Origin of the sequence: Pectobacterium versatile (assembly GCF_003932035.1) — a bacterium.
Lineage (GTDB): Bacteria > Pseudomonadota > Gammaproteobacteria > Enterobacterales > Enterobacteriaceae > Pectobacterium > Pectobacterium versatile.
The window spans coordinates 4,088,241-4,110,226 of sequence record NZ_CP034276.1 but is presented as its reverse complement, the minus strand read 5'-3'; the positions used below and the strand labels follow the sequence as shown (position 1 = coordinate 4,110,226).

General features: G+C 55.6%; 17 protein-coding genes. 9 read left to right on the top strand and 8 right to left on the bottom strand.

Annotation, left to right across the window (positions count from 1 at the left end; all coding sequences use genetic code 11):
- Positions 1 to 101: 101 nt before the first annotated feature.
- The 3 genes from EIP93_RS18600 to EIP93_RS18590 are packed head-to-tail and all read left to right on the top strand — an operon-like array spanning position 102 to position 4,279.
- The gene (locus tag EIP93_RS18600) at positions 102 to 1,142 is read left to right on the top strand and encodes a TerY-C metal binding domain-containing protein (RefSeq protein ID WP_103861820.1); all 1,041 of its coding nucleotides are present in this window, start codon (positions 102 to 104) and stop codon (positions 1,140 to 1,142) included.
- The gene (locus EIP93_RS18595; protein ID WP_125233107.1) at positions 1,142 to 2,749 is read left to right on the top strand and encodes a PP2C family serine/threonine-protein phosphatase; all 1,608 of its coding nucleotides are present in this window, start codon (positions 1,142 to 1,144) and stop codon (positions 2,747 to 2,749) included. Before EIP93_RS18600 ends, EIP93_RS18595 begins: the two co-directional genes overlap by 1 nt.
- 30 nt (positions 2,750 to 2,779) lie before the next feature.
- Entirely contained in the window at positions 2,780 to 4,279 is a 1,500-nt protein-coding gene (locus EIP93_RS18590; protein ID WP_103861818.1) for a helix-hairpin-helix domain-containing protein, read from the top strand.
- A gap of 131 nt (positions 4,280 to 4,410) precedes the next feature.
- On the opposite strand, the gene EIP93_RS18585 is transcribed toward EIP93_RS18590, so the two are convergent.
- The 7 genes from EIP93_RS18585 to EIP93_RS18555 all read right to left on the bottom strand — a co-directional run bounded on the left by EIP93_RS18585 (position 4,411) and on the right by EIP93_RS18555 (position 12,077).
- Entirely contained in the window at positions 4,411 to 5,289 is an 879-nt protein-coding gene (locus EIP93_RS18585) for a metal ABC transporter substrate-binding protein (protein WP_103971040.1), read from the bottom strand.
- Positions 5,290 to 5,329: 40 nt separating this feature from the next.
- Positions 5,330 to 6,184 (bottom strand): metal ABC transporter permease, encoded by an 855-nt coding sequence (locus EIP93_RS18580; protein ID WP_010300359.1) that lies wholly within the window; start codon positions 6,182 to 6,184, stop codon positions 5,330 to 5,332.
- Complete coding sequence (locus tag EIP93_RS18575; protein ID WP_103861816.1) at positions 6,181 to 6,891, bottom strand: metal ABC transporter ATP-binding protein; 711 nt, start codon at positions 6,889 to 6,891, stop codon at positions 6,181 to 6,183. The genes EIP93_RS18580 and EIP93_RS18575 overlap by 4 nt, the downstream gene beginning before the upstream one ends.
- Positions 6,892 to 7,454: 563 nt before the next feature.
- Positions 7,455 to 9,278, bottom strand: coding sequence for a metallophosphoesterase family protein (locus EIP93_RS18570; protein WP_125233106.1), 1,824 nt, complete (start codon positions 9,276 to 9,278; stop codon positions 7,455 to 7,457).
- A 41-nt stretch (positions 9,279 to 9,319) separates the two neighbouring features.
- Complete coding sequence (locus tag EIP93_RS18565) at positions 9,320 to 10,225, bottom strand: glucosamine kinase nucleotide-binding domain-containing protein (RefSeq protein ID WP_125233105.1); 906 nt, start codon at positions 10,223 to 10,225, stop codon at positions 9,320 to 9,322.
- Positions 10,222 to 10,773 (bottom strand): glucosamine kinase, encoded by a 552-nt coding sequence (locus tag EIP93_RS18560; protein WP_125233104.1) that lies wholly within the window; start codon positions 10,771 to 10,773, stop codon positions 10,222 to 10,224. The genes EIP93_RS18565 and EIP93_RS18560 overlap by 4 nt, the downstream gene beginning before the upstream one ends.
- The gene (locus tag EIP93_RS18555; RefSeq protein WP_119158191.1) at positions 10,770 to 12,077 is read right to left on the bottom strand and encodes an ABC transporter substrate-binding protein; all 1,308 of its coding nucleotides are present in this window, start codon (positions 12,075 to 12,077) and stop codon (positions 10,770 to 10,772) included. The genes EIP93_RS18560 and EIP93_RS18555 overlap by 4 nt, the downstream gene beginning before the upstream one ends.
- A gap of 568 nt (positions 12,078 to 12,645) precedes the next feature.
- Here EIP93_RS18555 and EIP93_RS18550 point away from each other — a divergent pair.
- From EIP93_RS18550 to EIP93_RS18525, 6 genes are read left to right on the top strand one after another with little or no spacing between them, the layout of a single operon-like run.
- A complete protein-coding gene (locus EIP93_RS18550; RefSeq protein ID WP_125233103.1) occupies positions 12,646 to 15,108 on the top strand; it encodes a hypothetical protein in 2,463 nt (820 codons plus the stop codon).
- 1 nt (position 15,109) lies between these two features.
- Positions 15,110 to 16,216, top strand: coding sequence for a beta-galactosidase BglB (bglB, locus tag EIP93_RS18545; RefSeq protein WP_125233102.1), 1,107 nt, complete (start codon positions 15,110 to 15,112; stop codon positions 16,214 to 16,216).
- A gap of 2 nt (positions 16,217 to 16,218) precedes the next feature.
- Positions 16,219 to 17,310, top strand: coding sequence for an ABC transporter ATP-binding protein (locus tag EIP93_RS18540; protein ID WP_103971032.1), 1,092 nt, complete (start codon positions 16,219 to 16,221; stop codon positions 17,308 to 17,310).
- A 23-nt stretch (positions 17,311 to 17,333) separates the two neighbouring features.
- On the top strand, positions 17,334 to 18,332 hold the full coding sequence (locus EIP93_RS18535; protein WP_039470140.1) for a carbohydrate ABC transporter permease: 999 nt from the start codon (positions 17,334 to 17,336) through the stop codon (positions 18,330 to 18,332).
- Between the two features lie 8 nt (positions 18,333 to 18,340).
- The gene (locus tag EIP93_RS18530; protein WP_010295141.1) at positions 18,341 to 19,393 is read left to right on the top strand and encodes a carbohydrate ABC transporter permease; all 1,053 of its coding nucleotides are present in this window, start codon (positions 18,341 to 18,343) and stop codon (positions 19,391 to 19,393) included.
- Positions 19,393 to 20,430 carry a LacI family DNA-binding transcriptional regulator gene (locus tag EIP93_RS18525; RefSeq protein WP_103971031.1) on the top strand — a complete coding sequence of 346 codons (1,038 nt, stop codon included), beginning with the start codon at positions 19,393 to 19,395 and terminating at the stop codon, positions 20,428 to 20,430. The genes EIP93_RS18530 and EIP93_RS18525 overlap by 1 nt, the downstream gene beginning before the upstream one ends.
- A 34-nt stretch (positions 20,431 to 20,464) precedes the next feature.
- On the opposite strand, the gene EIP93_RS18520 is transcribed toward EIP93_RS18525, so the two are convergent.
- A complete protein-coding gene (locus tag EIP93_RS18520; protein ID WP_103971030.1) occupies positions 20,465 to 21,949 on the bottom strand; it encodes a Ca2+-dependent phosphoinositide-specific phospholipase C in 1,485 nt (494 codons plus the stop codon).
- Between the last annotated feature and the right edge of the window lie 37 nt (positions 21,950 to 21,986).

Sequence of the window (21,986 nt, the reverse complement as noted above, 5' to 3'; positions counted from 1 at the left end):
AACAGGGCTCTGCCTTTATTTTATCAATATTGAACCCAGAGAAGCGCTTACCGCAAAGGCTATTCTGAATAAAAGCGATTCGCTTAATAAAGGTGTCTGTGATGAGACGACTACCCATTTTCTTCGTTCTCGACTGCTCGGAGTCGATGATCGGAGATAATCTGAAGAAAATGAACGATGGCCTCCAGACTATCGTCAGCGATCTGAAAAAAGACCCTCACGCCCTCGAAACCGCATGGATTTCTGTCATTGCTTTTGCTGGTGTGGCGCAAACCATCGTCCCCCTTGTGGAAGTAGTGTCATTTTATCCACCGCGTCTGCCGTTAGGTGGTGGCACTAGCCTCGGGGCGGCGATGCGGGAATTGACTAAACAGATCGATGAGCAAGTCAGAAAGACGACGCAAGAGCGTAAAGGTGATTGGAAACCGGTGGTCTATTTACTGACCGATGGTCGCCCGACAGATGATATCACCCCAGAGATTACACGTTGGAAAACACACTACGCCAGTAAGGTTAACCTGATTGCGATTGGCTTAGGGGCTTCTGCCGACTTAAGTACGCTGCGCCAGCTCACCGAAAATGTCTTGTTGTTTACTGATGCACAGGAAGGGGATTTCACCCGCTTTATTAAATGGATAACGGCCTCTGTTACCGCACATAGCCGTAGTGTCGGAGAGGAGACACCGCCGCTGTTGCCGACGACGGGATCTATTGTTCGGCTGGCCAAGGATGAGGTGGCGAGGGCTTATGATGAGAACTGTGTGATCCTCGTCGGCCGCTGCAATAAATCACGTCGTCCCTATCTGATGAAATATGAGCGCCCCAACGTCAATCTGTCTTCCCTCAATTTTAAGCTCAATATCAACGGGTTTAATTTGGCAGGCTGTTTCCCTATTGATGAAGATTATTTTGCCTGGAGTGATGCCTCCGCCTCTGCGCTACAGGTGAATACAAGCGAATTACACGGTGCGCCGGGTTGTCCCCATTGTGGTAATGCCAGTGCCTTCGCGATGTGTTCCTGTGGAAAGCTATTGTGTATCAACGGGCCAGAAACCGTGATATGCCCATGGTGCGATAATAACATTAGCTTTAGTGAAAATGGCGGTGTGGAAGATTTTGATGTTAACCGTGGGAGAGGCTAATGGATCATGATGTCAGTCTGAATCGCCAGATATTCACGCTTATTCTACAACAGGCAGGAAAAACGCTTCCCGAAGCCGAACATCACGTCTGGGACGACGATACTGAGTTATGCCTACAGTTAGAAAAACTGCGTGAACAGGTGATGCTCAAGGCTGAAGGAACGCCGCCAACTAGCGCCGCAACGCTACCCGATGTGGTAACCGCATCTGGGCCGGATGATACGCTTCCGTCTGAGATCATCGTGCTGGAGAGCGTTGAGCCGGTATCGACCAGCGGTGTAGAATCGACAGAGCAGGAGAACGTGGAAAAAGCACAGTGGGAAACGATGCCATTTACGGAATTGAATGCCACGCAAAATAATCTGAGTGGTGCAGATATGCTAAAACCTGGACAGATCCCAACGTCGAACCAGCGCCAGAACGCGGCTCCCACGACGCGTGCGCCACAGGCAAAAGTTAACATCGCCAATGCGCGTGTCGGTACGCCATTTAACGCGCCTATTGAAATTATCCTCGATAACGGGATCCAGCCTGATATACAGGACGTGATTTTTGGCGAAGCGATCGGACTGCATTTCGACCGAGACACGACGTCGCTGGTGGGAACGCCGACCCAAAGTGGCGATCGGGAAATCACCCTCCACTGGTCATGTGGAGCCGCGCTAACAGGGACAACAACGGTGCTCTTGATCGTGAATCCCGATCCGCGCAGCCTATGGAAAATTATCGATCCTCCAGCGGACGATCGTTATTTTAAAGCGAATGTCGCGCACCAACTGATCCGTCAACCAGGCGTTAATATCGTTGCTGCTAGCCGCCGAGGGCGTTCACACGAACACGTTGGCACTTTTCGTGATGATGATTATTTTATCGCTCACGATAATGACAGCGGCTGGAGCATCCTGCTGGTTGCTGATGGCGCTGGGAGTGCCAAAAATTCTCGTGAAGGGTCGCGGCTGGTCACAGAGGAGGTTGGCGGCTATTTAGCACGGCAGATGGCGGAAGAATCGGCCGCATGGCTAAAGCCTGAGATTTCCCAGTGGACGTCGGAAGGCCAGAAAGAGATTTTCACCTTCTTCAGCAGACAGTTTCATAAGGCGGCACAGCTTGCGGTACATAAGCTCGACGGCGAATCGATAGAAACCGGTGAACATGTCAAATCTTACTCCACCACGCTGCTCGCGACGGTATCGTTGCGCACTGCGGATGGGCTGTTTGCTGCCTCATTCTGGCTGGGAGATGGGGCTATTGCCGCCTACGGCCCGGTGGGCAAAGTTCGTCTATTAGGCAAGCCAGATAGTGGTGAATATGCAGGGCAAACCCGTTTTTTGGATCAGAATGCCGTACAGGATCCCCAGTTTAGCGAGCGAGTCATTATCGGCAAATGGAGCGATATTTCGCACCTGATCCTGATGACCGATGGGGTGTCCGATCCGTATTTTGAAACCGATAACGGGCTAAAAAATCCGGAAAAATGGGATGCGCTGGTCGCCGATATTGCCCCCTGTCTGAATGATAGCGAACAGGCGGCAGAACAATTGGCTGAGTGGCTAAACTTTTTCTCGCCCGGAAACCATGATGACCGGACGATCGTCGTGGCATGGTGAGTCTCAGAAATGGATTGCTGGTGATAATCAATGACTAATATTATTAGTTGTACTACCCGAGACGGTGAGCTTGTCCAATACGTTGACGAAATCATCGGTTCGGGTTCGATGAAGGATGTCTATTTTTCCCCTGATAAGACCTACGTGGTGGCTTTCTACAAAAAGCCCCAGAATGAGCAGGCGAAAGAACGGATCGCGATGATCACCGGCCGCTATCGGCAAAGTATTTTTGAGCAAGCGGGGGGCGACTACTGGCAAGACCTGTTCTGCTGGCCGACCAGCGTGGTTGAGCATCAGGGGCGGATAGGGATTGTGGTGCCAACCTACCACAGCCACTTTTTCTTTAAGTATGGTTCTAAGAATGATGATTTTCTTGGTATCAAGGGGCGGGAAAAAGAAGGGAAATGGTTCGCCAGTGCGAATAACCAGAATAAATTCCTCGATCCGCGTGAGCGCGGCAACCTGCTCAATTATCTGAAAGTCTGCCTGTTGTTGACCCGTGCGGTACGGCGCATGCACGCAGCGGGTTTGTGTCATAGCGATCTGAGTTATAAGAATGTGCTGGTGGATCCTGAGGCTGGGCATGCCTGCGTGATCGATATCGATGGTTTGGTGGTACCGGGGAAATACCCGCCGGACGTTGTCGGCACGCCGGACTTTATCGCCCCTGAAGTCGTGAAAACGACCCATCTGGCGAAAGAGGATGCCAATCGGATCTTACCGAGCATCAGCACCGATCGCCACGCGCTGTCAGTATTAATCTACATGTATCTGTTTTACCGACACCCGCTACGGGGCGGTAAAATTCATGACATGGATGATGAAATGCGGGACGAATCCCTGTCTATGGGGGAAAAGGCTTTGTTTATCGAGCACCCGACAGACCGCAGCAATGCGGTTAAGCTCAGCCAGGTTAGCCCATCATCCTTACCGTGGGCAGATACGGATAAGATCCCCTATACCGTTCTCGGGCCTTATCTTACGCCTCTTTTTGATAAAGCCTTTATTACCGGTTTGCATGAGCCAACCAAGCGCCCAACGGCCGACGAGTGGGAAACGGCACTGGTGAAAACGGTCGATCTCATCCAGCCGTGCCAGAATGTAGCCTGTGAACAGAAATGGTATGTGTTTTCAGGTAAAACGCAGCCCTCATGCCCTTACTGTGGCACGCCGTATAAAGGAAAACTGCCGATACTCAATCTGTATTCTTCGCGTAAAACGGGAAGCTATCGTCCAGACGACCACCGTCTGATGGTATGGAATGGTCAGTCCTTGTATGCCTGGCACGTGAACCGGTTAATTGCCCCCAACGAGCGCACGACACCAGAACAAAAGAAGCGTGTTGGCTATTTCGTGTTTCATAATGACCAATGGTGGCTGGTTAATGAAGGCATTGAGGAATTGATGTCGTTACCCGACAAAAAGAAGGTTGCCATCGGAGATAAACTGGCGTTGACGGACGGTGCCCAGTTTGTTCTTTCCACCCAAGAGGGGGGAAGGCTGGTGGTAGTTCAGTTGGTCACAAATTAACACGGCACTATTCTAACAGAGAACATGAGCTAACAGAGGACATGACGCCATGGGCAGCGTTCGGCGGAGTGTTTTCCGGTATCGCTGCCCTTGTGCGTCTCTGTTGATAAACGCAAGGGCAGGAATGGGGCTTACTTCATGCTGGCGGCGAGGGTATCGACGTTGTGCTTAAACGCCGCCGTGTAAGTTGACGCGGGGCCGGATGCATCGGTCAGCGCTTCCGGGTACAGTTCACCGCCGGGCTGCGCGCCGCTGGCCGTCGCGATTTGCTTCACCAGACGTCCATCGGTCTGGTTTTCAATGAAGTAGCTTTTCACCTTCTCTTTTTTGATTTGCTTAATCAGCGAGGCCACTTTTTTGCTGCTGGCTTCTGACTCAGTAGAGTAGCCCACTGGCGACAGGAACGTCACGCCGTAGGCCTGGCCGAAATAGCCGAACGCGTCATGGCTGGTCAGCACTTTACGTTTTTCTGGCGGAATGTCGGCGAACGTTTTCTTCGCATAGCTATCCAGTCCCTGTAGCTGTTTGATATAGGTGTCACCCTGCTGACGATAGTAATCGGCATTGGTTGGATCGGCTTTTACCAGCGCATTGACGATGTTGTGCGCGTAGACCACGCCGTTGCTCATGCTGTTCCAAGCGTGAGGGTCGGTTTCGGTTTTCCCATCTTCCACCATCGAGCGTGTTTCAATTCCGTTTGATGCCGTGATGACCTCACCACGGTAGCCGGAAGCGGTGACCAACCGGTCGATCCACCCTTCCAGACCCAGCCCGTTAACGAAAACCAGATCGGCTTTAGCCAGCGTTTTGCTGTCTTTCGGAGACGGTTCAAACTCATGGGGATCGCCATTGGGCTTCACCAGATCGGTCACGGTAACGCGATCGCCGCCGATGTGGCTGACCATATCGCCGAGTACGGAAAAGCTGGCGACAACATCAAGATTCTTTGCCATCGCCAGTGGGCTAAGCAGCAGGCCGGATAAAGCAATAGCTAACAGTGAACGTTTCATTTTTCCCTCACAGACAGTTGCAGATAACGAGATTCATCGGTCACCGACGCAGGCGTAACAGCCCACCGTTGTGACCAACGCAGACCGAGAAACAAAAAAACAGCGTAATCGTCAGAATGATGGCAGGCCCGGCAGGCAGCTCTGCATAGTAGGACCACAGCAGCCCGATCAGGCTGGCGAGCATCCCTTGCAGCACCGCAATACCGAGCATGACGGGCAGGCGCTGCGTCCAGAAGCGGGCGCTGGCGGCAGGCAGCATCATCATGCCGACCGTCATTAGCGTGCCTAGCAGTTGGAATCCTGCGACCAGATTCAACACCACCAGCGACAGAAACAGACCGTGGATTAACGCCCGATAGCGCCCTGAACTGATGCGCAGGAAGGTCACGTCAAACGATTCAATCACCAGCGCCCGATAGATCACCGCCAGCACCAGCAAGGAGGTCGATCCGATCAGCGCAATATCGATCAGCGCGGCGCGATCCACCGCCAGAATCGATCCGAACAGCACATGCAGCAGATCGACGCTGGAACCGCGCAGTGACACCAGCGTGACGCCGAGCGCCAGCGAGCCGAGGTAAAATCCGGCAAAGCTGGCGTCCTCTTTCAATTCCGTGTGGCGGGTGACGAATCCGGAGAGCATGGCGACAGACAGACCGGCGATAAAACCGCCGATCCCCATCGCCAGCAGCGACATCCCGGAGATGAGGTAGCCGATGGCGACGCCGGGTAAGACCGCGTGCGACAGCGCATCACCAATCAGGCTCATGCGCCGCAACAGCAGGAAACAGCCCAGCGGTGCGGCACTCAGCGTGATGACCAGACAGCCGACCAGCGCACGACGCATAAAACCGAATTCGGCAAAAGGAGAAGTAATCAGGTGAAATAGCATCATGACGTGACGATCCTGAGCGTTGGCGTATCGCTGTCGGCCTTGCGCAGGCTATGTAATATGGGTTGGGCATCTCCCCAGCGGTGGCCGTCTGGGGTGAGGTGTAAGATAGTCGGGAAGTGCTGCCCGACTACTTCCAGATCGTGCAATACGGCCAGAATGGTTCTGCCTTCGGCGTGAAGCTGTTCGATAATCTGCAAGAGCGTTTGCGTGGTCTGGCTATCGACGCCGGTAAAAGGCTCATCCAGCAGAATGATGGGAGCCTGTGTCAGCAGCAGTCGCGCGAAGAGCACACGCTGTAGCTGCCCGCCGGACAGGACGCCAATATGCCGATCGGCGAAGTCCGTCATGGAGACAGCGTCGAGCGCATCGATCGCTTTACTGTGCCAGTTGGCGTTAATACTCCGCAGCAAGCCGCGATGGGGCAGCGACCCCATGAGCACCAGATCGCGCACGCTGATAGGAAACTGCCGATCAAATTCGGATAGCTGGGGTAAATAGCCAATAGCGTTATTGTTGCTGCCGTTACCGAGGCTGAACGAACCGGAAAGTGGCGGCAGCAGACCCACCAGCGTTTTCAGTAGCGTAGATTTTCCGCTGCCGTTCGCGCCGATAATCGCCGTCAGCGAACCCTGATGAAAGCATCCGCTGAGCGTCGCGAGCGGTGGCTGATGACGATAGCCAAAGGCCAGTTCCTGTAGAGCAATCATGGCAACATCACCGCCCACCCAACCAATAGCCACAACAGCACCAACAGCAGGGAAACCAGTAACACGCGCTTGAACGCGGAGAGAGAGTAAAAACTTGTCATTATCATCAGTAAAAAGCTAAATTGTTATATTATAACATATCACTTTTTGGCGATGACGACAGAGGGAATAGGTAAAAAATTATGTAAGCCGATTAGGGGGAGGGGTGTGATTGATGAGGCAGGGGGGCACTATTTCGTGCGCGTCGAACACTGTTATCTTCATGCTACGTCGTAGCACGCGCCCGACATAGGGGGCTACGCCAGCCCCCTATGAACCCCGGCTTTTGGCGGAAATTATGCCGCTAACGCGGTGCCTTCGGTGCCCATGCCCGCTTTTCGAGCCGCCAGTGACGCGTTCCCGACGCGGCACTGGCTTTCGCGGCATCCATGCCGCTCACTCGGCGTTCATGTTCACCTCAGCATAATTTTTTACGCCGTGAAGAGAAGACCCGTGAGCAATATGAGTTGGCTCAGTTTTTATCTTCAGCGTGGCGTACGAAGCCTCCCCCGAAAGAGAAAATCTTATACTGTTAAAAAATTCCCCTGCATATCAACCACAAAGCGAGTAGCAGGCTCATCGTTGATGTAACCGGCTAGGATTTTCAGCATCAGGCCGAAGCGGTATTGCAGGCTGTCCTGCGGTAGCGTGGTCGTTGGCGTGTAGGCTGCCAGCAGTGCGCGGTACTGTTTCACCCGCGCAGTTGGAATATCCTGCCAGGCGAGATCGCTGCCGTTGCGCAGGCAATACCAGTCTGTCACCAGGGTGAGCAGCGAAATATCCTGTAACCCTTCGGTGCCTGCAACCACAGTCGGTTTGCGCTCGGCGGCGTCGGGCAGCGTTTTGGCGCTGAGCGGTTCCTGTTGTTGTGCGATCCACAGCAGATCGGCGCAGTTCAGCGTAGTGATGAGGGGCGATAAATCTTCCGGCCAGTCTTTCACCAGAAAACGCTGGCGCACCAGTAGCGCCAGATGATGGTGCAGGAAGTCGTAATAATCGCGGCTTTTCAGGATGTCACCCAGCGGTTCACCGGTGCGATCCAACTCTTTCTGATAAAACGGGAACAGGTGGTTGAACTGCGGCACATTGCGCAGCACCAGCGTATCAATGTCCACCCGGTCGTTATGTAGCGTCGCCAGCTTCATCGCGGGCGGGTAAGCGGCTAGCGATGGCACGGCAACATTTACCAGCGTCCCCTGTGAACCGCGATACACGCCAGTGTCGTTAACGTGCAGGTGGCCGCTGAAATGCAGACGGATTCCGGCTGCCAGCGCCTGTTCGGCGACCTCCGGCCGCGGCGTGCGTTTAATGAAGCTGTTGCTGCCAAAGAGCTGTTTTTCATCTTCTACCGTGCCGTCGAGAAAATCGACCAGCGGATAGTGCGAGAACACCAGCAGCTTCTTGTTCTGCGCTTTCGCCCGTTGCACTACCGATTTCACCCACGGCAGCATGAACGGCTTTTCCGTCAACAAGGCATTCCAGCCCGTGTCGCTGCTGGTGGAGTAGCCTTTGATCTCCTCACGTTTTTCCGGGCCGTTTTTAACCTGATACACGTTGGCATCAATGGAAAGCAGCCACAGTCCGGCTTCCGGCTCCACCAGATAGGAGGCGTCTACGATGTTCCACTGTTTGCTGCCGTCCGGCGAACGGGCGAGATACTGACGCTGACTGAGTTCATCGCTGTCACCAAACGGCGTTTCCCAGTGCAGAAAATCGTCGCGTTTAAAGAAACCAAACGGCTTCATCAGCGGCAGGCCACGTTCATAGCCGAGTGCCTGCATTTTGGCTGTGACAATCAACGATTTTGCATCACCGAGTTTGACGTCGGATTTACTGCTCAGCATGGTGCTGCTGCCGTCGGCATTGAGCATTCTCTCCGAGGAATCATCCCCCTGCGGGCGATTAACATCGTGGTTGCCTGGCGTGGCGAAGAAGCGCATACCGTGACGCTGCTCATACTGCGTCAGGATAGCGGCAATACCTTCAACGGTGGGCTGTTGGCCATCATCAGAATAATCGCCGGACAGCACGACGTATTTCACCTGCTGTTTTGCCAGTTCGTCGAGCGCCGCCAGCAGCGCAAAGTAGGGTTCGTTGAAGATACGGGTCGAATTCACCGAATCTTTCAGTGTACGAATGGTCAGCTTCTTTCCCGTCTGCGCATCAGGCAGGCCGTCAAAATCGTAGTTGCCGTAGATATTGTGGACGTGGACATCCGAAATAATGGCAATACGCAGCGGTCCGGCGGGTGCTGCCGATTCGCCGTTAGCGTGGAAAAAGCCGCCAGCCAGCGTAATGGCGCTGCCTGCACCGAGCTTGACGAAAGTTCTGCGAGTGAGTGATTCCATGACTATCTCCATAGGCGGGGTTGCTGGTCGAACCCAAAGGACTAGCGGTATAGCGCATAATCATGACAGGCTATCAATCGTGCGCCGTCGAGTGCATCACCCATCGGGGCGGCGAGTTGGGATTGCCACTCGTCCGGTAGCCACGGACGAATATGTAAGCCGATGCTGCCCATGAGCGACAGGCGGGGAGGCGTATGGCGTGCTACGGCGGCCAACAGCAGGCCGATTTCGCTAGCCGTCTGCGCCAGTAGCGCGTGAGAAACGGTATCGTCCTGCTGAGCGCAGTCAAATACGTGGCGGGCGAACTGCGCATAGTCGCCCGGTTTCGCCTGCTGGCTAAACGTCTGTAGCGCGTCGAGCGTATTCGCGGCTTGCGTGGGCGCTACACGGGCGGAAAAGAAATCGTCGATGCGCTGACTGAGCGCAGACGGCGCGCACCAGCCTTGCAGCACATCATAGGTATGTTGCAGCGCCGCTAGGCCAAGCCGTGCGCCGCTGCCCTGATCGGAAATCGGGAATTCATGGCCGCCGTAGGCGGTAATCGTTTGATTCTGCCACGCCAGCCCGCAGGAACCCGTGCCGGCAATCACTACGCCCGCATCTTTCCCTTGGTTGACTGCCAGGCAGGCGCCCAACGCATCGGTATTGAGTACCTGAGCGGCGTAAGGATGCGGCAGTGCAAGAAAGGCATCATAGGCGGCGCGGTGTTCTGCGCTGGCGAGTGCCAGCCCGACTTTCAGCCGGGATACGTCATCCGGTGATAGTCCGCTGTGCTTCAACGCCTGTGCGATGGCGTCGTCCACCGACTGGCGTACGTTCTCCACGCCGAGCAGCAGGTTGGCGCGACCGCCGTGTCCCTGTCCGAGCGGCGTGCCATCCGCCTGATAAATGCGTGCCCGACAGCCTGTTCCGCCGCCATCCACACCGGCATAGAGCCATGTTGTCATGATGCGCGTGCTCCAGAATCCAGATAGGGAAGGCAGGCAACCGCCAGATCGCCGCTGAGACTGACGGTTTCAGTCTGCGAGTCCGGCAGACTGGTGAGCAGCAGGGTCAGCTCGCCCGCGCAGCGGGCCAGCAGTTGCACCGCCAGCGCATCCTGCGGGTGCGCCAACACAATTTGCCCTAGCGTGCTGTAGTCTGCGGCCTGCGCCTGTTTTGACCAGTCGATCACCCGATCGATATGCTTATCGAAGTGCAGGAACAGTGCTTCACTGAGTGGCGTCAGTGGGGTGATGCCCTCAACAGCCTGAAGCATCTCTTGCACCGCCCACAGCCCCAGCCGCGACAGGCTGGCTGGGTTGCCGATGGGAAAGCTCTCGCCGCCGCGACAGGTCAGGAGGCCGTCATGCCAGTGCAGCAGCCGGGTAAAACCGCCGGTGACCAGCAGATAGCGGCTTTGCCCCGGCCAGCGCTGTTCACACAACGTGCTCTCCTGCGCCCGATCAAAGGGGCGATCGCCATCAATGCCGATCTCCCTCAGTTGCCCTTTCACGGTGTGTTTTTCCGCTGTTGTTGATTGGTCGCGATCGTTTCGTTGAGGCGCTTCACATCGTTGGACGTCAGGCGCAGATACTCATCAAACGACACCTGATCGTTCAGATATTGGGTAAAGCGCGTCAGGATGATGGGGTACAGTTCGTTCGCGCCCAGACTTTCCATGCGTTCCCAATCAAAGACGTAAGACGGGATCTTTTTGATCTCTTCACGCGCGGTGTTCAGGCCGTCGATCACGTGCTTATCTTTGGTCTGGTAGTGCAGATCGGCAATATCTGCGCCGACGATGATATTGAAGCGCTCGGCGATCTCACGTTGCAGCGGCTCACTGCCCAGCCACTCCATGAATTCGGCGACTTCCTGCGGGTGTTTGGTGGTGGTGAACGGCATGATGAAGGTCGCGCCGCCCATCGAAATACACTTCTCTTTGCAAGGCGCAGGCAGCACTTTCCAGTCAAAACCGTCGCCAATCTGCTTACTGAACTGGTTCAACAGCCAGTTGCCGGAGAAGTAGGTCACGATGTTGCCGTTCACGAAATCGTCCGCCATGCTCTTGTACTGGCCGCCGCCCGCCGCGCCCCACATTTCACGCGGGAACACGCCTTCGTCCGACCAGCGCTTCAGATCTTTAATCCACTGCTGTGCTGCCGCATCCGGGAAGTTGATCAGCCCGTTTTTATCGTAACGTGCGCCATAGGAGTAGGCAGGGCCGGAGAAGCGAAAACCGCTGCGGTCGATGGTAAAGGGAATATGCACGCCGGTTTTTTCTGCGACTAGCTTCGAGGCTTTCATCAAATCATCAATCGTGTAGCCCGGCTGCGGTAGCGGAACGCCCGCCTGCTCAAACAGCGTCACGTTAACGAACGGCAGGTCGGCGGTCCAGGAAGCGACAAAGCCCGGCAGCGCATCGGCTTTATGCACGCCTTTCACGCGCATGATCTTTTCGATACCGGCGCTGTAGCGTTTCTCAAATGCAGCGGGATCTTTCAAGTAGGGACGTAAATCCAGCGTATAGCCGAGCAGCCCCATTTGCGTGGTTTTAGCAATATCGGGGCCTAAGCCCGCAGCCAACTGCATCGGCAACTGTGTTTGCAGCGCGTTATAGCCAGTGCTGACGAAATTCACATCAATGCGTTCATTACTTTGAGAGAAGGATTTAACTTTCTGCTCCATGAAATGCACTAATTCGGGATCGTCGTCACTATATAAAAATGTTATTTGCGTTTTGGCGGCTAACGCGCTGTTGCCGAATAACCCCAGTGCAAGGGCGGAAAAAAATAACGCGGTGTTGGGACGTATCATAAACATCTCCACATCATAGGTTTGATTTAATGGCGCAAATACCCAAGCGTTGGCGACGGGTTTTATGCTCGTCATACTTCAAGTTGCATGTGCGTTGGCCGCGCTCAGTCACCCGAATCACTTACTTATGTAAGCTCATCGGGATTCCTTCTCTTGCCGCCTTCCTGAAACTCGAATTATTTAGAGCATATTTTCTTTTGGCGATTTATTTCATTTTTTATTAATGCAAATTTGCATTAATTTGTCATTTTCATTATGCAATCATGGACAGAACCCTGATTGATTTATGTGAAGCAGGTTAAAGATATTTTAAATGTTGATTTAAATAAAGCATTTTTGTGATATTAATCACATATATAAACGCGATAATCTTATTTATTAATGCGAAATGTCAATAAATGAATGCAAATGACAATTTAATGCAAATTTGCATTCTAATTGCGATATCAAAGTGCAGGGAATGACCCGCTGCCCTAAATATTGGCAGGGTGTGCACAGCGAAAGTGCAAATAAGTGCCGCCATACATTTTCGTTATTTTATTTTTCAACGCCGTAAACAGGATTCCGTATGAATATCGGTTGGAAATTAAAGAAGAACGGCGTCATTAATCGGTTTCTCATCACCGAGTTGACGGAGAAACGTTATTTCGCCGAGCCGGATACGCTGCCGGATAAGGTGAATTACCGCTTTATTAACGGCTTTGTCGATGTCGGTGTTTTACCCTGCCGCGTGCGCTTTTTGCAGGAAGAGGCAAAGCGCGAAGTGACGTTACCCGAAAATCTTCATTTCCCGCTGATGTGGAGCGGCGGCGATGAAAGTCGCAGCGTGAATTTCAGCGATTTCTGGCCGTGTCCGGTTCACGTTCAGCGCTTTGCTCGCTGCGCGATCCACAGCGACAGCGTGCAGGTTGCACCGTTTACGCTCAGCACCTGCGGCGGCGTCACGCTGTGGCTGAACGGCGAACAGGTTACCCGCTTTACGCCGTTTACCCGCAACACCGAGCAAACCTGTGCGATTTCGCTGTCGTTGAGAGCGGGGCTGAACACGCTGGTGGTGCACAGCGAAGAGCTGTGCGAGCGTGATACTGACTACCTGTTTAGCCTGTGCTATCAGGGGGAAGACACGCTCTTCTGGCAGCTTGATGAAGACGCGGCGCTCAGCGAACAGCTGACCGCGCTGGATGGCTGGGTGAACGGGCTGACGCTGGAGAATAACCTGATCCAACCGCCCGTACTGGTGCTGAATAGCTTACAACCGCTGTCGGAAACGGTGACGATGGCACACCGATTGGTTGGCAACGTCAACGAGTCCGTTCCTGCGTGGCAGCAGCAACACACGCTGCCAGCCGGCAATCTGGGCTGGCAGGTGGATTTACCCGAAATCTTGGTTGGCTATTACGATCTGGTCTGCGCCGCGACCTGCAACGGCATTACGCTGACGCGCACCCTCAGCTTTGGGCGCTTGCCTGAACAAACGATGCCTGCGTTGCCGACATTAGCGGCGCGGCGTGAAGCGGTACTGCGCCATACCGCGTTACACGGTTTTGAGCGCCTCGGTCGGCTGCTGGCGATTGTCGAAACCGGTGAGGGCAACGATGCCGCTGCGCCGATTCTCAATAGCGCATTGCAGAAAATCAGCCGTCGTGAAGACTGTGCCGATTTCCAACTGGTGCCGCTGATTTGGCTGTGGCAGCGCTATCAGGGACAGCAGTTGCCGCCGCAGGACTGGCGGCGCGTGCGCAGCGCGATTCTCGGTTTCCGCTACTGGATTGATGAGCCGGGCAACGACACCATGTGGTTCTGGAGCGAAAACCACTGCCTGTGCTTCCACGTTGCGCAGTATCTGGCCGGACAAAACTTCCCTGATGACACCTTTCCGTGCAGCGGTCGTCGCGGGCTGGAGCAGAAGACGATAGCTCACGAACGCCTGACGCGCTGGTTCGATTCCATTCTGGAACACGGGCTGGTGGAGTGGAATTCGGCAGCCTATTACCCCATCGATCTGATCGGGCTAGTCGCGCTGTACGAACTGGCTCAGGACGCCGATCTGCGCGAGAAATCCCGCGTGGTGATCGACCGCATCATGCTGATGACGGCGTGGGTGCATCAGAACGGCGTCGCGGTTGGCACGATGGGGCGCGCCTACGATAAAGAGCTGCGTTCCGGCATGTTGACCGAGCTGTCCGGCCTGTGTGCGCTGATGTGGGGCGAGGGCTGGCTGATTCCGCACTGCGCCGCGCTGCCGCTGCTGTGCCTGAGCGACTATCAGCCACCGGAAGCGACGAATCAGATTGCACACTGGTCACTGCCGCACGGTGCAGAAGCGCGCTGGGTACAGGGGCTGAACCGCAGCGCTCGCATCATCGCCTGGAAGCAGCGCGACGTCGCCTTTTCTTCCGTTTTCGATCATCACCCCGGCGAGCATGGGCACCAGCAGCATCTGCTGGATGTGCGGCTGGGAACGCACTATGCCGCCCGCCTGTGGGTGAACCACCCCGGCGAAGATCGCCCCGACGGCGTACACCGTCCTTCTTACTGGGCGGGAAACGGGCGTTTGCCGCACCTGATGCAACATCGTAATCGCGCGCTGATGGTGTTCGATCTGCAACAGGATATCCGCCCGTGGACGCACCTTTATCTGCCGCAAACCGCACTGGATGACGTCATCGTTGAAGACGTCTGGTGCTTTGTGCGCGGTGGCAACGGCTATGCTGCCTTCCATAATCCTGCCGGATTACAGCCGTTTGCGACCGCAGGCCAGCAGGCGGAAGGCGAACTGCGGGCGTATGGCGAACAGAACGTCTGGTTCGTTGCCGTGGACAGCGGCGATGGGGCAGAGGGATTTGCCGCGTTTGCTGACCGCTTCCGAGGGCGTTCGCTGATACAGGACAGCGACGGTGTGCGTATCGACGATCCCGATTATGGCGAACTGGCCTTTAGCTATGCGGCAGGATTCAGCGTGGCGCAGCAGCCTTTCCTTTTCCCCGACGATGTCCCGGTCGTCCCGCAGTTCAACACAGGAAACCCATGACATGCAGACAGGTTCACTTAACCGACAACAAACCGAAGTGCTGCTGGCGCAGGTGGCGCGGGCGTTTTGCCGCCTGAAGGCTATCGACAGCGTGACGCAGGACGATGCGCCGGATGCTGGGCTGACAATTCAATTTGAAGAGTGGGATTGGGAAGTTGGCGTCGGGCTGTACGGTTTTTGGAAGCTGGCGCATCTGACGCAGGACGACACCATGCTGACGACGCTGGCGAACTGGTATCAGCAAAAGCTGGATGCCGGGCTGCCGCCGCGCCAGATTAACTCGACGGCACCAATGCTGGTGCTGGCTTTGCTGTGTCAGGACAAGCCGGATGCGCCCGCGCAGTGGCGCGAAACCGTGAGTGATTGGGCGGACTGGCTGCTTAACTCGCTGCCGAAAACCGAGGATGGCGGCTTCCAGCATACGGTAAAAGAGCGGCCGAATACCGGACAGCTGTGGGACGACACGCTGTTTATGGCGGGTCTGTTTCTGGTGGTTGCGGGGAAATTACTCTCCCGCCGCGATCTGATCGAAGAGGCGGAATACCAGCTCGTCACGCACGCGCGCTATCTGGCCGATGTGCGCAGCGGGCTGTGGTATCACGGCTGGACGTTTGTTGGTCGCCATCACTATGCGAATGCGTTCTGGGGACGTGGTAACGCCTGGATCACGCTGGTGCTGCCGGAAATGCGGGTGCTGGCGGAGGATCTGCTGTCTGCGCCGGTATTGCGCACGCTGGAAGCGATTCTGGAACAGCAAACGACAACGCTGGCGCGCTGCCAGCACGATTCCGGCCTGTGGCACACGCTGCTGGATGACCCGGATTCGCCGCTGGAGACGTCCGCCAGCGCTGGGTTTATCGCCGGTATTCTGGCGGCGCGGCGGCTGGGCATGCTGCGCGACTTCCCGCAGGACGTACTGGAAAAAGGCTATGCCGCCGTGGTGGCGCAGATTGACGCGCAGGGCGTGGTGCAAGGTGTCTCGGACGGCACGGCGATGGGACACGACTTACAGTTCTATCGCGATATTCCCAATGTCGCTGTGCCTTACGGGCAGGCGCTGGTCATGCTGATGTTATTGGCACAGTTAGATTCTGTTTGCGAGGGCTGACAATGGCGAGTCTGGAACTAAAAAACGTCCACAAAAGTTATGGTGCGGTGAGCATCATCAAAGGCGTGGACTTAACGATTCATGACGGCGAGTTCATGGTCTTTGTCGGCCCGTCGGGTTGTGGAAAATCCACGCTGCTGCGCATGATTGCCGGGCTGGAAGAGATCAGCAGCGGTGAGCTGTTGATCGACAACCGCAAGGTGAACGATCTCACGCCAGCAGAGCGCAAGATTGCGATGGTGTTCCAGTCTTACGCGCTCTATCCGCACCTCTCGGTGCGCAAGAACCTCGCGTTCGGGCTGGAGAACCTGCACTTTCCTAAAGACGAAATCATCCGTCGTATTGATGAAGCCGCCCGTATGCTGGGGCTGGAACCTTATCTGGATCGCCGACCGCGTGCGCTGTCGGGTGGGCAGCAGCAGCGCGTGGCGATTGGGCGCGCCATCGTGCGTGAACCCGACCTGTTCCTGTTTGATGAACCGCTCTCCAATCTGGATGCCAAGCTGCGCGTGCAGACGCGCGGCGAGCTGTCTCGCCTGCACCAGAAGCTGCGCACCACCATGATTTACGTGACTCACGATCAGGTGGAAGCGATGACGATGGCGCAGCGCATTGTGGTGCTGAACGCCGGCCGCATCGAGCAGGTTGGCACGCCGTTGGAGCTGTTCAATCGGCCGAAAAACAAATTTGTCGCGGGCTTCATCGGTTCACCGCGCATGAATATGTTTCCGGCGCAGATCGTCGCCACCTGTGCGGATGGCGTCGAAGTGCAGTGTCCGTCCGGCAATCGTCTGGTGCTGCCGTTTATCGGCACCGTCGGGCAGAACGTCACGCTCGGCATTCGCCCTTCGCACTGTGAGTTGGTAGAGGAAGGTGAGGGGATTGCACTGTGTGTCGATCGCTGCGAGATGATGGGGCATGAGACCTTCATCTACGGGCGGATGGGCGGCATTGACGATGAGATGATCGTCCATCTGGCGCAGCACCGCGAGTTCGCCGCGGGTGAATCGGTATTCGTCCGCTTCCCGCCAACGTACTGCCATCTGTTCGATGGCAAAACGGATGACACATTGCCGCGCTGTACCGAGCATTAATTATCGCGACGGGAGAGGACGACATGAAAAAGATTGCCTTACTGCCCGCAGGATCGCTGATCGATAAGCTGGTAACGCCAGTGGAAAAAGCGGTGAATCTGCTACAAAAACTCGGTGGCCGCAAAGTGATGCCGTGGTTTTTTATCGCACCGAATATGCTGCTGTTCGCCGTTTTTGTCTTTATTCCGATCCTGCTGGCGGTGTGCTACGCCTTTACCGGCGGCACCAATATCCTGCTGTGGGAACGCCCTTACGTTGGCGTGGATAACTTTTCCACGCTGCTGAGCTGCGGCAACTACGCTGAGCCATCCACCTGTGAGCAGGATCTGTTCTGGACCGGTGTCTACAACACGGTGTCGTTCACCTTTTTCAACGTGCTCTGCACGCTGCTGGTGGCGCTGGTGACGGCGCTGATCCTCAACCGCAAGATTATCGCCCGTGGTTTTTTCCGCGCCATGTTCTTCTATCCGGTGCTGCTGTCGCCGGTGGTCGTTGGCCTGATCTGGCAGTGGTTCCTGAACCGCAACGGCTTGCTGAATCTGGTGCTGTCGTCGCTGGGCGGGCAGCCGATTACCTTCCTGCTCGATCCAACGTTTTCGCGCTTCTGGGTGGTGTTTGTCTCTGTCTGGTTTCACGTCGGGTTTTATACCCTGATCCTGCTGGCCGGATTGCAGGCGATCCCGCGTGATATTTACGAGGCGGCGGCGGTGGACGGCACCTCGCGCTGGCGGGGGTTTTATCGCCTGACGTTGCCGCTGCTGGCACCGAATATTCTGGTGGTGGTGATTCTGCTGACCATCAATAGCGTGCAGATCTTCGATGAAGCCTGGGTACTGACCAACGGCGGCGGCCCCGGCACAGCCAACAGCTTTATCGTGCAGTACATCTACCAGACCGCCTTCTCGTCGAATGCCTCGCTTTACGGGCTGGCCTCGGCGGCGTCGGTGCTGATGGGCGTGGTGCTGATGATTCTGACGGCATTGCAGTTCCTGCTGACGCGTCGGCTGGAAGGGAAAAAATAACGGGAGCCATGATGAAAATAATCGCATTTCTCACCCGTACCCGTCATCCGGGGCGCATTCATATTACGGATATTATGAGCTGGGTCTGGCTGGTGGTGGGTACGCTGCTGGTGATGATTCCGGTGATGTGGGCGGCGATGTCGTCGTTCAAAACGCCTGCGGAGATCAACCGCTTTCCGCCCAGCTTTCTACCGCAGGCGGCGGATACCGTCACGCTGCCGGAGTACCCGAAGCCGCTCGAGCTGTGGCAGGTTAAGCAGGAAGACGGCGAAGCGAAAACGATGGCGCTGGTACGTCGCATCGGGCTGATTGCACAGCTGGTGAACCCGGATGCACCGAGTGAAGTGGTGCGTGTGTCGACCAAAGATCTGGTGCCGATGAAGGCCTTGCATCTGGAGACGGAGAACTACACGACGCCGATAACGAAGTTCCACTTTGCCACCTACCTGAAGAACACCGTGTTCGTGACGGTGATGGCGACGCTGCTGACCCTGTTGCTCAGTTCGATGGCCGCGTTTGCGCTATCGAAATACGAGTTTCGCGGGCGCGGTACGGTGCTGACGCTGTTTCTCTCTACGATGATGATTCCGCTGTCGGTGGTGATGGTGCCGACGTTTCTGGTGGTGATTGGCCTGAACATGGGCGATAACCTGTGGGGCGTGATTATTCCCACGGTGGCGACGCCGACCGGTGTGTTTCTGCTGCGGCAATACATGCTGACGATTCCTGATGAACTGATCGAGGCGGCGCGTATCGATGCCGCCAGCGAGTTCCGTATTTACTGGAAGATCATCCTGCCGCTGACTGCCCCCGCGCTGGCGGTGCTGGCGATCTTCTCGGTGATCTGGCGTTGGAACGACTTCCTCTGGCCGCTGATCGTCCTCTCCAGTCAGGACAATTTTACGCTGCAAATCGGGCTGAATGCGTTTCAGGGGCAGTTCTCGGTGCAGTGGCACTATATACTGGCGATGACGATGCTCTCGCTTCTGCCGGTGACGGCGGTGTTCGTCTTCCTGCAAAAATACATCACGACGGGGATTGCCAACACGGGGATGAAATAATGGCGACACTCAAGGATATTGCCGACCGCGCTGGGGTTTCCATCAGCACAGTTTCCCGCGCGCTGAACGGGACGGCACCGATCAGCGCCAAGGTCAGGCAGCACATCATGGCGATTGCCACCGACCAAGGCTATCCGCTGCATAAAGTGGGCAAAGCGACCGTCGCGCAGACGGAACCGCTGCGCCACATCCTGCTGGCGACGCCGCGTAACCTGATGCTGGAAAGTGAGTACAATCTGGTGTCGCTGACGCTGATTAACGCCCTGAAAACGCTGTGTTTGCAACGTAATATCCAGCTTCGCCCGTTTCTGGGGGAGCACGATACCATTAACGAACAGCAGCTGTTGCGTGAGCTTCAGGGCGGAAAAGAGAGCGGCATTCTGATCGTGAATGACGATCATCCAACGCTGCTGAACGCCGTGGCGGAAAGTGGTATTCCGGCGGTGCTGATCAACGGGGAAGATCCCTCCATGCGCCTGAGCAGCGTCACGCCCGCCAACCACTATGCCGCCGCCGCCGCGGTGCGTTATCTGATCGAACAAGGGCACACGCGTATTCTGCATCTGACCTGGACGTCGCGTATGACGATCAAACAGCGCGAACGCGGCTATCGGGATGCGCTCGCGCAGGCGGGCATTGCGGTGGATGAGGATCTAATTCTGTCGCTGCCTGATTTCCACCCGCGCACGGCACGTGATGCGCTGCTGCGCTGGCTGACGGCTAACCCCGACAGATTGGGCGTTACCGCGATTTTCTGTGCGGCGGACAATCAGGCTATCGGCGTGATCGACGCGCTGTATCAGCACGGGCTGCGCGTGCCGGAGGACATTTCCGTCATGGGCATGGACGACATTCTGCCGTTCGACATGCTGCCGGTTTCACTCACCACGGTGCATCTGCCGTTTGAGACGATTGCCCGCGCCGCGCTACAGCTACTGGCGCAGCAAATGACGCCCGCACAGGCGCTCGGTATCGCCCAGCGTACTGAACTGGCTGGGCAGGTGGTGGTTAGGGAATCGGTGCGGACGATGCAATAGTGCCTTGGACACAGTGGCTTTTACGGTGGCTACACTAGCGATAAGGGCCGAGGCTAGCAGCTTCGGCATTATTGCTAATAAAAGATCCGCTGGCGCGATTGCCGATTACTGCACTGTTGTGGGGAGCGTGTGCGCCGCCGAAGAGCCATTTCACTTTGCCTGCACTGTGAGAACTGGCCGCCCAACCGCTCAAGGGTAGCATCTGACTCACGGTAATGTTGCCGACATCGTACCAGCGTTCTCCATCTACCGAATAACGTCCCAGAGCGGTTTTTCCTCCCGACTTGAGCGTTAGTTGGAACCAGATCGGTGTATTGTTGCCGACGATAGGCAAGCCGTTGCCACCGTTGGGAATGCGCGCGTCAATTCTTTCCGATGTATTACCTTGTGCCTGACGGTACTGCATGCGAATGGCGTTACGGGCCGTTTGAAATATTGCGATGTAGGCAGCGTCGTTTGCGACCCCCGCTCGAGCCATAAGTCCGCCTTTAATAAAATCATCTGTATGGGATTGAGGATTACTGACGAAGGCCGTGAAGGTATGTTCGACAGACGTGTCCACTTCGTCATACTGAAAATAGAAACTGTCGGCTTTGCTCCAAATATCTCCGGAGTCAACGTTTATCGCATAGAGCTGGCCGGGTTCTGTCGTATCCGCTGGCAGCGCGACATCAATCCCTGTGAACGGGTAGCCCGTGTCGGGGAGGTCGGTGCGTGCCCAGCCATCTGTGTAGACATTCACCTTGTTGGTGCCCAGATGATTGGCGTACGTTTTTTTCGCGCTGTCCCAATCACTTTTACCGTTGAGCCCATAAACCCGGCTAATATAGCCTGCGGCAAAAACCTGTTTTGCCAGTGACATGTTCCCAGCCGCTAGGTTGAATATGACGGCGTAGTTATGGCGGATAATATCGTCTGATTTAGTGATTTGCGGTGCGACAAAAGCCAGCCGCTGATTTGCTGTTGCCCCATTCTCCACATACTGGTTGAGTACCGATGTCGGTGAGGATAAATCACCCGTCGTGCAACCAAAAATAAATTTTCCGCGTAAACTTTGCAGCGTCGGCCATTGGTTGTCGGCAATGGCAGCCTGAAGTGATAATGCGTTTTGGATTAAATCTGGCGGCCCCCAGATGTTCTCTCTGCCTAGTTTAGTGGCGATCAAATTATCCAGTGATGCTGGCGTCTGGTTCCTTTCCTTAACAAAATCGTCTTTTAGATCCAGCCAGATGGTGATGACTTCGTGGTTGGGTACGGCCAGATGAAAAGCGTGCAGGGTATCCAGTGCATCGACCAGCGTATTGACTGAGGTTGCTTGATCGACGACGGCAATATGATAAACGTACCAGTTGCCATTGAGTTGCGGCCATCCAGCGCTGCTGTTGCTGTTATGAATATCAATCTCTAAAGAGCGAATTCGCCAGTAAAGCGCCTGACAAGGGTAACCTTCTGTGCGCTGATAGGCGTTGTGGCTGCTCTTTTGCTGAACCTGATTATAACGAATCGATGCGTAGTCCATTCTCATTCCCCCTTTTCGTTCTTCGGACAGATGAGGA

Bases quoted from the DNA above. Each gene is read 5' to 3' on its own strand.
- EIP93_RS18600 (WP_103861820.1), top strand. From the start codon at position 102: ATGAGACGACTACCCATTTTCTTCGTTCTCGACTGCTCGGAGTCGATG.
- EIP93_RS18595 (WP_125233107.1), top strand. From the start codon at position 1,142: ATGGATCATGATGTCAGTCTGAATCGCCAGATATTCACGCTTATTCTA.
- EIP93_RS18590 (WP_103861818.1), top strand. From the start codon at position 2,780: ATGACTAATATTATTAGTTGTACTACCCGAGACGGTGAGCTTGTCCAA.
- EIP93_RS18585 (WP_103971040.1), bottom strand. From the start codon at position 5,289: ATGAAACGTTCACTGTTAGCTATTGCTTTATCCGGCCTGCTGCTTAGC.
- EIP93_RS18580 (WP_010300359.1), bottom strand. From the start codon at position 6,184: ATGATGCTATTTCACCTGATTACTTCTCCTTTTGCCGAATTCGGTTTT.
- EIP93_RS18575 (WP_103861816.1), bottom strand. From the start codon at position 6,891: ATGATTGCTCTACAGGAACTGGCCTTTGGCTATCGTCATCAGCCACCG.
- EIP93_RS18570 (WP_125233106.1), bottom strand. From the start codon at position 9,278: ATGGAATCACTCACTCGCAGAACTTTCGTCAAGCTCGGTGCAGGCAGC.
- EIP93_RS18565 (WP_125233105.1), bottom strand. From the start codon at position 10,225: ATGACAACATGGCTCTATGCCGGTGTGGATGGCGGCGGAACAGGCTGT.
- EIP93_RS18555 (WP_119158191.1), bottom strand. From the start codon at position 12,077: ATGATACGTCCCAACACCGCGTTATTTTTTTCCGCCCTTGCACTGGGG.
- EIP93_RS18550 (WP_125233103.1), top strand. From the start codon at position 12,646: ATGAATATCGGTTGGAAATTAAAGAAGAACGGCGTCATTAATCGGTTT.
- bglB (WP_125233102.1), top strand. From the start codon at position 15,110: ATGCAGACAGGTTCACTTAACCGACAACAAACCGAAGTGCTGCTGGCG.
- EIP93_RS18540 (WP_103971032.1), top strand. From the start codon at position 16,219: ATGGCGAGTCTGGAACTAAAAAACGTCCACAAAAGTTATGGTGCGGTG.
- EIP93_RS18535 (WP_039470140.1), top strand. From the start codon at position 17,334: ATGAAAAAGATTGCCTTACTGCCCGCAGGATCGCTGATCGATAAGCTG.
- EIP93_RS18530 (WP_010295141.1), top strand. From the start codon at position 18,341: ATGATGAAAATAATCGCATTTCTCACCCGTACCCGTCATCCGGGGCGC.
- EIP93_RS18525 (WP_103971031.1), top strand. From the start codon at position 19,393: ATGGCGACACTCAAGGATATTGCCGACCGCGCTGGGGTTTCCATCAGC.
- EIP93_RS18520 (WP_103971030.1), bottom strand. From the start codon at position 21,949: ATGGACTACGCATCGATTCGTTATAATCAGGTTCAGCAAAAGAGCAGC.